Source organism: Actinomycetospora sp., from assembly GCF_055612215.1.
Genome location: NZ_JBVPVA010000920.1, coordinates 1 through 8,348 on the forward strand (window position 1 = coordinate 1; position 8,348 = coordinate 8,348).

Annotated in this window: 9 protein-coding genes; 3 read left to right on the top strand and 6 right to left on the bottom strand. The window is 76.1% G+C overall.

From position 1 onward, the window contains the following. Together AC0CYZ_RS25120 and AC0CYZ_RS25125 are read right to left on the bottom strand one after the other, a co-directional pair. Positions 1–585 (bottom strand): acyl-CoA dehydrogenase family protein (locus AC0CYZ_RS25120; RefSeq protein WP_472220416.1); only part of this gene is annotated, 585 nt, incomplete at its 3' end. After that, the gene (locus tag AC0CYZ_RS25125; RefSeq protein ID WP_472220418.1) at positions 582–1,163 is read right to left on the bottom strand and encodes an alpha/beta hydrolase family protein; all 582 of its coding nucleotides are present in this window, start codon (positions 1,161–1,163) and stop codon (positions 582–584) included. The genes AC0CYZ_RS25120 and AC0CYZ_RS25125, both read right to left, overlap by 4 nt. A 51-nt stretch (positions 1,164–1,214) precedes the next feature. On the opposite strand from AC0CYZ_RS25125, the gene AC0CYZ_RS25130 reads away from it, so the two are divergent. The 3 genes from AC0CYZ_RS25130 (at position 1,215) to AC0CYZ_RS25140 (ending at position 3,592) form a co-directional block, all read left to right on the top strand. Further along, positions 1,215–1,601, top strand: coding sequence for a hypothetical protein (locus AC0CYZ_RS25130; RefSeq protein WP_472220420.1), 387 nt, complete (start codon positions 1,215–1,217; stop codon positions 1,599–1,601). After that, positions 1,598–2,803, top strand: a complete 1,206-nt coding sequence (locus AC0CYZ_RS25135; RefSeq protein WP_472220422.1) for an acyl-CoA dehydrogenase family protein — start codon at positions 1,598–1,600, stop codon at positions 2,801–2,803. The genes AC0CYZ_RS25130 and AC0CYZ_RS25135 overlap by 4 nt, the downstream gene beginning before the upstream one ends. Before the next feature lie 129 nt (positions 2,804–2,932). Then, the gene (locus AC0CYZ_RS25140; protein ID WP_472220424.1) at positions 2,933–3,592 is read left to right on the top strand and encodes a hypothetical protein; all 660 of its coding nucleotides are present in this window, start codon (positions 2,933–2,935) and stop codon (positions 3,590–3,592) included. A 78-nt stretch (positions 3,593–3,670) separates the two neighbouring features. Here AC0CYZ_RS25140 and ptsP read toward each other — a convergent pair whose 3' ends face one another. From ptsP to AC0CYZ_RS25160, 4 genes are all read right to left on the bottom strand, one after another. Continuing rightward, the gene (ptsP, locus tag AC0CYZ_RS25145; RefSeq protein WP_472220426.1) at positions 3,671–6,142 is read right to left on the bottom strand and encodes a phosphoenolpyruvate--protein phosphotransferase; all 2,472 of its coding nucleotides are present in this window, start codon (positions 6,140–6,142) and stop codon (positions 3,671–3,673) included. Then, entirely contained in the window at positions 6,139–6,792 is a 654-nt protein-coding gene (dhaL, locus tag AC0CYZ_RS25150; RefSeq protein ID WP_472220428.1) for a dihydroxyacetone kinase subunit DhaL, read from the bottom strand. Before dhaL ends, ptsP begins: the two co-directional genes overlap by 4 nt. Beyond that, entirely contained in the window at positions 6,792–7,793 is a 1,002-nt protein-coding gene (gene dhaK / locus AC0CYZ_RS25155) for a dihydroxyacetone kinase subunit DhaK (protein ID WP_472220430.1), read from the bottom strand. Before dhaK ends, dhaL begins: the two co-directional genes overlap by 1 nt. Positions 7,794–8,007: 214 nt before the next feature. Continuing rightward, the coding region (locus AC0CYZ_RS25160; protein ID WP_472220432.1) for a cytidylate kinase-like family protein at positions 8,008–8,348 on the bottom strand (341 nt) is incomplete at its 5' end.

Here is an 8,348-nt window from a genome sequence, read left to right on the forward strand (position 1 = left end):
CCAGTTGTCGACCAGCGTCGCCTGCTCCTTGGGGAGCGAGAACACCAGCATCTCGCCGGCCTGCTCGTCCAGAGCGGCCGTGTGGATGTGGGTGGCGTGGTGCAGCCCGGACGCGAACTGCCAGGAGCCCGACAGGAGGTAGCCGCCCTCGACGGGGACCGCCCGGCCCGGCTTGGTGCCCTGCCCGGCCAGGCGCACGTCGCCGCCGTACGGGGCCGTCAGGTCCCGCCAGGCCTCCTCGCCGAGGTAGGCCGCCGTCGCCCCGGTGATCATCTCGACGGCCATGAACACCCACGCCGTCGACGCGTCGGCCCGCGCGAGCGTCTCCACCGCGGCGATCTGCTGGCGCGGGGTGAACTCGCGGCCGCCCAGCTCGCGGGGCGTGCCCACCGACCACGCCCCGCTGGCGGCCAGCGCCTCCTCGACGCGCGGGGTCAGCCGGCCACCGGCCTCGGAGCTCTCGGCCTCGGCGCGCAGGAGCGGGTCGAGCTCGACGAGGCGGGCCATCATCTCCTCGACCCCGTCGCCGGGGCGCAGAGCGCCGGACGTCGTCGAGCTGTCGGGGCGGGTGAGCTGCTCGGTCATGTCGTCTCCTCGATCCAGCGCAGGACCACCGCGAGCGTGTCGTCGGAGTTGGTCTCGTAGGTCAGGGCGTGGCCGTTGCCGGTCACCCCGTGGTCGGGCAGGTGGACGCGCTCGGCTGCGGCGCCCGCCGTCGTGAGCCAGGCGACGACGTCGTCGGCGAAGTCGGCGAACATCGACGCGCCGCCGGTCACGAGCGCGACCGGGAGGTCGGCGAGGGCCGGGACGCGCAGCGTCGCCGGGTCGGCGGCGCGGGCGTCCTCGGCCGAGGCCAGCGGCGGGTCGTAGGTCAGCGGCGCGGCCGTCAGCCCCCAGGACAGCGTGCCGATCCCGGGGAAGGTCGCGAAGGCGGGCCCGATCGGCTCGATCGCGACGAGCGCCCGCACGAGCCCGGGCCGCCGGTCGGCCAGCAGCCAGCCGTCCGGCCCGCCCGCGGAGTGGGTGACGACGACGGCGGGCCCGAGCAGGTCGAGCAGGGCGGCCAGCCGGTCGGCGTCCATGCGCTGCGACTCGGCCAGGTCGACCGGCAGCGACCCCAGCGGCGCGATCCAGCGGTCGGTCGCGGCCTCGTCGTCCCGCACTCAGCCGGCGGGCCGTGCGGGTGGCTGCTCGCCGACCGCCGCCCCGACCTGGTGCGGGCGCTCGTCGCGATCGAACCGATCGGCCCGGCGTTCGCGACGTTCCCCGGGATCGGCACGCTCGACTGGGGCCTCACCGCCGCGCCGCTGACCTACGACCCGCCGCGCGCGAGCGCCGCCGAGGCCCGCGCGGCCGACCCGACGACGCTGCGCGTCCCGGCCCTCGCCGACCTCCCGGTCGCGCTGGTGACCGGCGGCGCGTCGGTGTTCGCCGAGTTCGCCGACGACGTCGTGGCCTCGCTGACGACGGCGGGCGCCGCCGTCGAGCGGGTCCACCTGCCCGACCACGGCGTGACCGGCAACGGCCACGCCCTGACCTACGAGACCAACTCCGACGACACGCTCGCGGTGGTCCTGCGCTGGATCGAGGAGACGACATGACCGAGCAGCTCACCCGGCCCACGACCGACCGGGCCGAGGGTGCCCTCCGCCCCGGGGACGACGTCGACGCGATGATGACCCGCCTCGAGGGACTCGACCCGCTGCTCCGCGACGAGGCGGAGCGCTCCGAGGCCGGCGGGCGGCTCACTGCGCGGGTCGAGGAGGCCCTGCACGCGAGCGGCGTGTGGACCATCGGGACGCCGCGCGAGCTCGGTGGCGGCGAGTTCACCCCGCGCCAGCAGATCGCGGCGGTCGAGACGCTCGCCCGCGCCGACGCGTCGACCGCGTGGGTGGTCATGGCCGTGGAGATGATCACCGGGGCGACGGCGGCCTACCTCGGCGAGGACGCCTGGCGGGAGCTGACCGACCCGTACGGCGGGGACGTGCGCGCCGCCGGGCAGGGCACGAAGCCGGGCCGGGCGGTCGCCGTCGAGGGCGGCTACCTCGTGTCCGGCTCGTGGCAGTTCGCGTCCGGCCTGCACCACGCGACCCACATCCACACGGCCGCGCTCGACGAGCAGGCCGGCGAGATGCTGGTGTTCACGCTCCCCAAGGAGCAGGCGACGCTGGTCGACAACTGGGACGTCATGGGCCTGCGTGCCACCGGCAGCATCGACTACCACCTCGACGAGGTGTTCGTGCCGACCGAGTTCGTCTACTCCGGCCCGACGACGCAGCCGCGGATCGGCGGCGGGCTCTACCGGCTCGGCGTCGCCAACCTGGCCGGGATCGGGCACACCGGGTGGGCCCTCGGCGTCGCGCGGCGCCTGCTCGACGAGATGCAGGCCATCGCGGCGGCGAAGACCGGCACGCCGGGCGCCGGCGTCGACACCGCCGAGTTCCACGCCGACTACGCCCGCGCCGAGGCGTCCCTGCGCGCCGCCCGCGCCTGGAACATGGAGGTCTGGGCCGACAACGAGGCGATGCTCGACCGCGGGGAGACCCTGTCGACCGACCAGGAGACGCTGACCCGGCTCGCCCTGAACACCGCCACGTGGACCGCGCACGAGATCGGGCAGACCGTCTACCGCTGGGCCGGGACCGCGGCGCTGCGCGAGGGCCCGCTCAACCGGGTCTTCCGCGACCTCCACGGCGGGACCCAGCACATCACCTCCGGGCCGGGGGTGCTCCACGGGTGCGGACGGCGGCTCGCGGGGCTGGCCCCCGACGCGCAGTGGGTGTTCCTCAGCCTGGTCGGCTGACCCACGCCGGCCTCCTGTCACGGTCAGTCACTGAACGGACCGCATTGGTCCATTCGTTGCGGCTGAAGCCGGTTTCTTGTCACACTCGGTGCGCATCGTCGCGAGTGCCGACTGGGACGGGGGCCATCGATGACCGGGACGCGAACGCCTGCACCGGGCTTCGACGGCGGTCGGGCGGCCGCTCCCGGGGCGACGGGTGCGGGCATCCCTCCGTGGGATCCCGCGCACCTCGTCGCGCCCGGCCCGGCCGTCCCGGCGCCGCCCGGGCCCCCGGTCCGCCGGCGCCGCGCCCGGCCCGTCCTCATCGCGCTGGGCGTGCTCGCGCTGGTGCTGGTCAGGGCCCTCCCGCGGCTCGAGGCCCTGCTGCAGCAGACCCGCGCGGTCCTGCCGCCCGGCGCCGACCTGCGCCCCGGCCCGATCGCCCACTACGACTGCGGGACCGACCGCCAGTCGGTCTACGAGACCGTGACCGTCACTGGCGTCGCCCCCACTCCGGGCGAGGGCGAGCACCGCTGGGACGCCCTCGCCGGCCGCATCCAGCAGGACTGGGCCGCTCGCGGCTACGTGAAGTACGACGGCACCACCAGCGAGACCGGCTCCCCGCTGGCCGTCCAGTGGACCTGGCAGGTCGAGGACGAGGACGGCCACGGCGGCCCGGCCACGCGCCCGACCGGACACGGGTGGGACCTCGCCGTCACCGAGGCCGAGGACGATCTCACCGACGGCGTCATGCTCAGCGCCAACACCCCGTGCCTGTGGATCACCGGCCAACCACCGGCACACCGCTGAGCGGCGACCGCGTCACGGTGACGCGGTCGCGGCACAGGGCTGCGAGCTCCCGGCGTCCGCTCGCGCCGCCCGCACGTCTCAGTCGAGGAGGGCCCGCACCGCCTGGGCGTCGGGACAGGCCAGTGCCGCAGCAGCCACCTCGCGCGCGCGGTCGAGCTCGACCTCCCGCACGGCCTGCTTCACCGAGGCCACGGCGGCGGGGGCCACGCTGAGCTCGCGGACGCCGAGCCCGATCAGCAGCGCGACCGCCTGCTCGTCGCCGGCCACCTCCCCGCAGACCGCGACGAGCACGTCGTGGTCGGCCCGGGCGGCGCCGGCGACGGTCGCGGCGATGAGGGCGAGCACCCCCGGATCGAGCGGGTCGGCGAGCGCGGCGAGCTCGTCGTTGCCGCGCTCGACGGCCAGGGCGTACTGCGTGAGGTCGTTGGTGCCGATCGAGAGGAAGTCGACCAGCGGGGCGAACGCCGCGGCCTTGAGCGCGGCCGCCGGGATCTCGACCATGATCCCGACCCGCAGTGCGGCGGGGCGTCCCCGGCCGACGGTCCCGATCGCCTCGTCGAGGGCCCGCCGCGCCGCGACCAGCTCGTCGACCGTGGCCACCATCGGGACCATGACGTCGAGCGGGTGGTCGTGGGCGACCCGCACGATCGCCTGGAGCTGGTCGGCGAGCAGCTGCGGGTGCGCCAGCGCGAGCCGGAGTCCGCGCACCCCGAGGAACGGGTTGGCCTCCCGCGGCATCGACAGGTAGTCGAGGGGTTTGTCGCCGCCCACGTCGAGCGTGCGCAGCGTGGTGCGCCGTCCGTCCATGGCCTCGGCGATCGCCCGGTAGGCCGCCTCCTGCTCGTCGACGTCGGGCGCGGAGTCCCGCCCGAGGAAGCAGAACTCGGTGCGCACGAGGCCGGCGAGGTCCGCGCCCACGGCGTCGCGGGCGTCGCCGGCCGAGCCGAGGTTGGCGCCGACGAGCACCGTCGTGCCGTCCCGGGTCACCGCGGGCTCGCGCGCCCGCTCCAGCGCGCCGTCCAGGCGCCGACGACGGGCCGCGGCGCGCTCGCGGAAGACGCCGAGGGTCGCCGGGTCGGGGTCGATCACGACCTCCCCGGTGGATCCGTCGACGGCGAGCACCGCCGCCTCCCGGGCGCGCGCGGCCAGCACGGCGCCGACCCCGACGACGGCGGGCACACCCCGTCCCCGCAGCAGGATCGCGGCGTGCGCGGTGGGGCTGCCCCCGGCGAGCACGACCGCCGGCGTCCGGGCCGGGTCGAGGGCCGCGGCCGCAGCGGGCGTCAGGTCGTCGGCGACGACGATGCCGTCGGGCTCCGCGGCGCGTTCCACGACGCCGCCGAGCGCCCGCAGCACCTGGTCGCGCACGTCCCGGACGTCGCCGGCCCGGGCGCGCACGTACTCCTCGGCGGCGTCGGCGAGCGTCTGCTCGACCTCGTCGAGCACGTCCGCCCAGGCCCGGGCCGCGTCGGCGCCGGCATCGATGCGGGCACCGGTGTCCGCGAGCACGTCCGGGTCGTCGAGCAGCAGCAGCTGCGCGTCGAAGATCGCGGCCTCCGTCTCCCCGATCTCGCGCGCCGCCCGGTCCCGGACCCGCTGCAGGTGCTCGCGGACACCGGACCGGGCCTCGTCGAGGCGGCCGCGCTGCTCGGACGGGCTGCCGGGCCGGGCCGCCGGGACGGTCACGGCGGCCGTCTCGACCGCCCGGACCGGCCCGATCCCGATTCCGGGCGAGGCCGGGATCGGCCGTCCGGTCCACACCGGGGCCTCGGTGGGCGGCGGCGCCGGGGCGTCGTCGTGCTCCCCGAAGCCGTCGTCGGCGAGGTCGAGCAGGCGACGGACGGCGTCGGCGGCGTCGGCGCCCCGGGCGCGGACGGCCACGTCGTGCCCCTGCCGGGCGCCCAGGGTCGCGACCTTGGACAGGCTGGCGCCCGAGACCTCCGGTCCGTCGAGGGTGAGGTTGCGCAGCCGGACGTCCGCGTCGAGACCCCGCAACGCCTGGACGAGCAGGGCGGCCGGCCGCGCGTGCAGCCCGTGCGCGGGGCGCACCGTGAACACGCCGTGCTCCTCCGACGCCGACTCCTCCGACGCCGGCCCGTTCTCCCCCGGCTGCGCGTCGGACTCGCCCGGCCCCGACCCGTCCTGGCCCAGGTGGACGGTCTTCGCGTCGAGGGCGCGGGCCGCCTCGGCGGCGACCTCGGCCGCGGACGCCCCGCCGACCGCGGTGACCGCCGCGATGACGAGGCCCTCGACCAGCGGGGCCGCGCACAGCACGGCGCGCTCGCGGACGTCGTCGTCGACCAGCTCGAGGGCGAGCTCGGCGGAGAGCACCGCGCTGCCCAGGTCCATCAGCACGACCACGCCGTCGCCGTCGTCGGCGCGCGCGATCGCCTCGCTGATCGCCACGGCGTCGGTGCCGAACCCGCCGTCGTCGAGCCCGGCGGCGACCTCGATCGCGAGAGTGCCGCCGGCCAGCATCTCCCCGGCCAGGGCCTTCGCCGCCTCGCCGAGGGCCCGGCTGTGGGAGACGACGACGAGCCCGAGGGTCACGTCGCGTCCTGCTCCCCGAGTGCGGTCGCCGCCGCGGCGACGAGCAGGGCGGTCGACGTCGCGCCCGGGTCCTGGTGGCCCGCGCTCCGCTCCCCCAGGTAGCTCGCCCGCCCCTTGCGGGCCACCAGCGGCGTGGTGGCGTCCCGTCCCCCGTCGGCGGCGGCGGACGCGGCGCGCAGGGCCGGGCCCAGCGCCTCACCGTCGGCCAGCGCGGCGTCGAGCGCGTCCAGGGCCGGGCCGAGGGCGTCGACCATCGTCTTGTCGCCGGGCTCGGCCTTGCCGCGCGCGACCACGCCGTCGAGACCGGCCCGCAAGGCCTTGGCGAACGTTTCCGGGTCGAGCTCACCCGCCCCGGCGACCGGTGCCATCCGCAGGAACAACGTCCCGTAGAGCGGGCCGCTCGCGCCGCCGACCGAGCGGATCAGCACCATGCCGGTCTGCTTGAGCAGCGCGGCCGGGTCCGCGGCGGGCGTGGCCGTGAGGGCCTCGACGACCGCACTCATGCCCCGGTGCATGTTCGCGCCGTGGTCGGCGTCGCCGATCGCCGCGTCGAGCTCGGTCAGGTGGTCCCGCTGCTCGGCCACGGACGCGGCGAACGTCCGCAGCCAGCGCGTCAGGGCAGCGGCGTCGATGACGTCGAGCGCCGCCATCACATCCCCCAGCGCAGCCCGAGCGCGGCGACCGGGGCGTCCCAGAGCCGGAGCAGCTCGTCGTCGAAGCGCGTCAGGGTCACCGAGCAGCCCGCCATGTCCAGGCTCGTGACGTAGGGCCCGACGAGCGAGCGGACCGGTACGACGCCGGCCTGGTCCAGCAGGGCCGCGACCTCGGCGTACATCAGGTGCAGCTCGAGCATCGGGGTGGCGCCCATGCCGTTGACGAACACGAGCACGCCGTCGCCCGAGGTGAAGTCGACATCGGCCAGCAGCGGTTCGACGAGCATCCCGGCGATCTCCTTCGCCGAGGTGAGCGGGACGCGACGCCGGCCGGGCTCGCCGTGGATCCCGATGCCGATCTCGATCTCGTCCTCCGGCAGGTCGAAGGTGGGGGTGCCCTTCGCCGGCACGGTGCAGGAGGTCAGCGCCATCCCCATGCTGCGGGTGTTGTCGTTGACCCGGCGCGCGAGGTCGGCCAGCTCGGTGAGGCTCCGGCCCTGCTCGGCGGCCGCCCCGGTGATCTTCTCGACGGGCACGGCCGCCCCGGTCCCGCGCCGGCCTGCGGTGAAGAGGCTGTCCTGCACCGCGACGTCGTCGTTGATGACGACCGCCTGCACCTCGGTGTCGGTCTCCGCGGCGGCGAGCTCGGCGGCCATGTCGAAGTTCATGACGTCGCCGGTGTAGTTCCACACGAGGTGCAGCACCCCGGCGCCGCCGTCGACGTTCTTGGTCGCCTCCGCCATCTGGTCCGGGACCGGGGACGTGAACACCTCGCCCGCACCGACCGCGTCGAGCATCCCGGGCCCGATGAACCCCGCGTGCGCGGGCTCGTGCCCGGAGCCCCCGCCCGAGAGCAGGCCCACCTTCCCCGACACCGGGGCGTCGGCGCGGTAGATGATGCGGTGCTCGTGATCGACCCTCAGCTCCGGGTGGGCGCGCTCCACGCCGCGCAGGGATTCCGCGACGAGGTCGGCCGGGTCGTTGAGAAGCTTCTTCATCGAACGCTCCTGGGACGGGGAGCCCGGTGGTGGAGCTCCGCTACGGCACTGATTGCACTCCGTCGGGGCGCGGTCGGGGAACCCCCGGTGAGGAGGCCGGCCCGACCGGACCGCGACCCGCAGGGCGAAGCCCTCCCGCGCAACCGCGTCACGGTGACGCGGTTGCGCGAGAATCGATCGGGCCCGCGACGCGGCGACGTCCCGGGTCCTCGGGTCAGCCCCGCGTCGTCAGCGCTCGGGCCGCGCAGGTGATCAGCTCCGCGACCGCGGCCTGCGGGAGGGCGGTGGAATCGCACACCAGGTGGTAGAGCCCGGCGTCGTCGGGATCGCAGCGGTAGAACCGCCGGACGTACGCGGCGCGGGCCCGGTCGGCGTCGGCCATCTCCCGCTGCGCCGTGGCCGAGTCGATGCCGCGCGACGCCATCGCGTGGCGCAGCCGGCGGTCGCGTGGGCCGCGCAGCCGCACGTGGAGCGTGCCCGGCCGATCGCGCAGCACCACCGCGGCAGCGCGCCCGAGGATCACCGCGCCGGTGCTGTCGGCCAGCTCGCGGATGA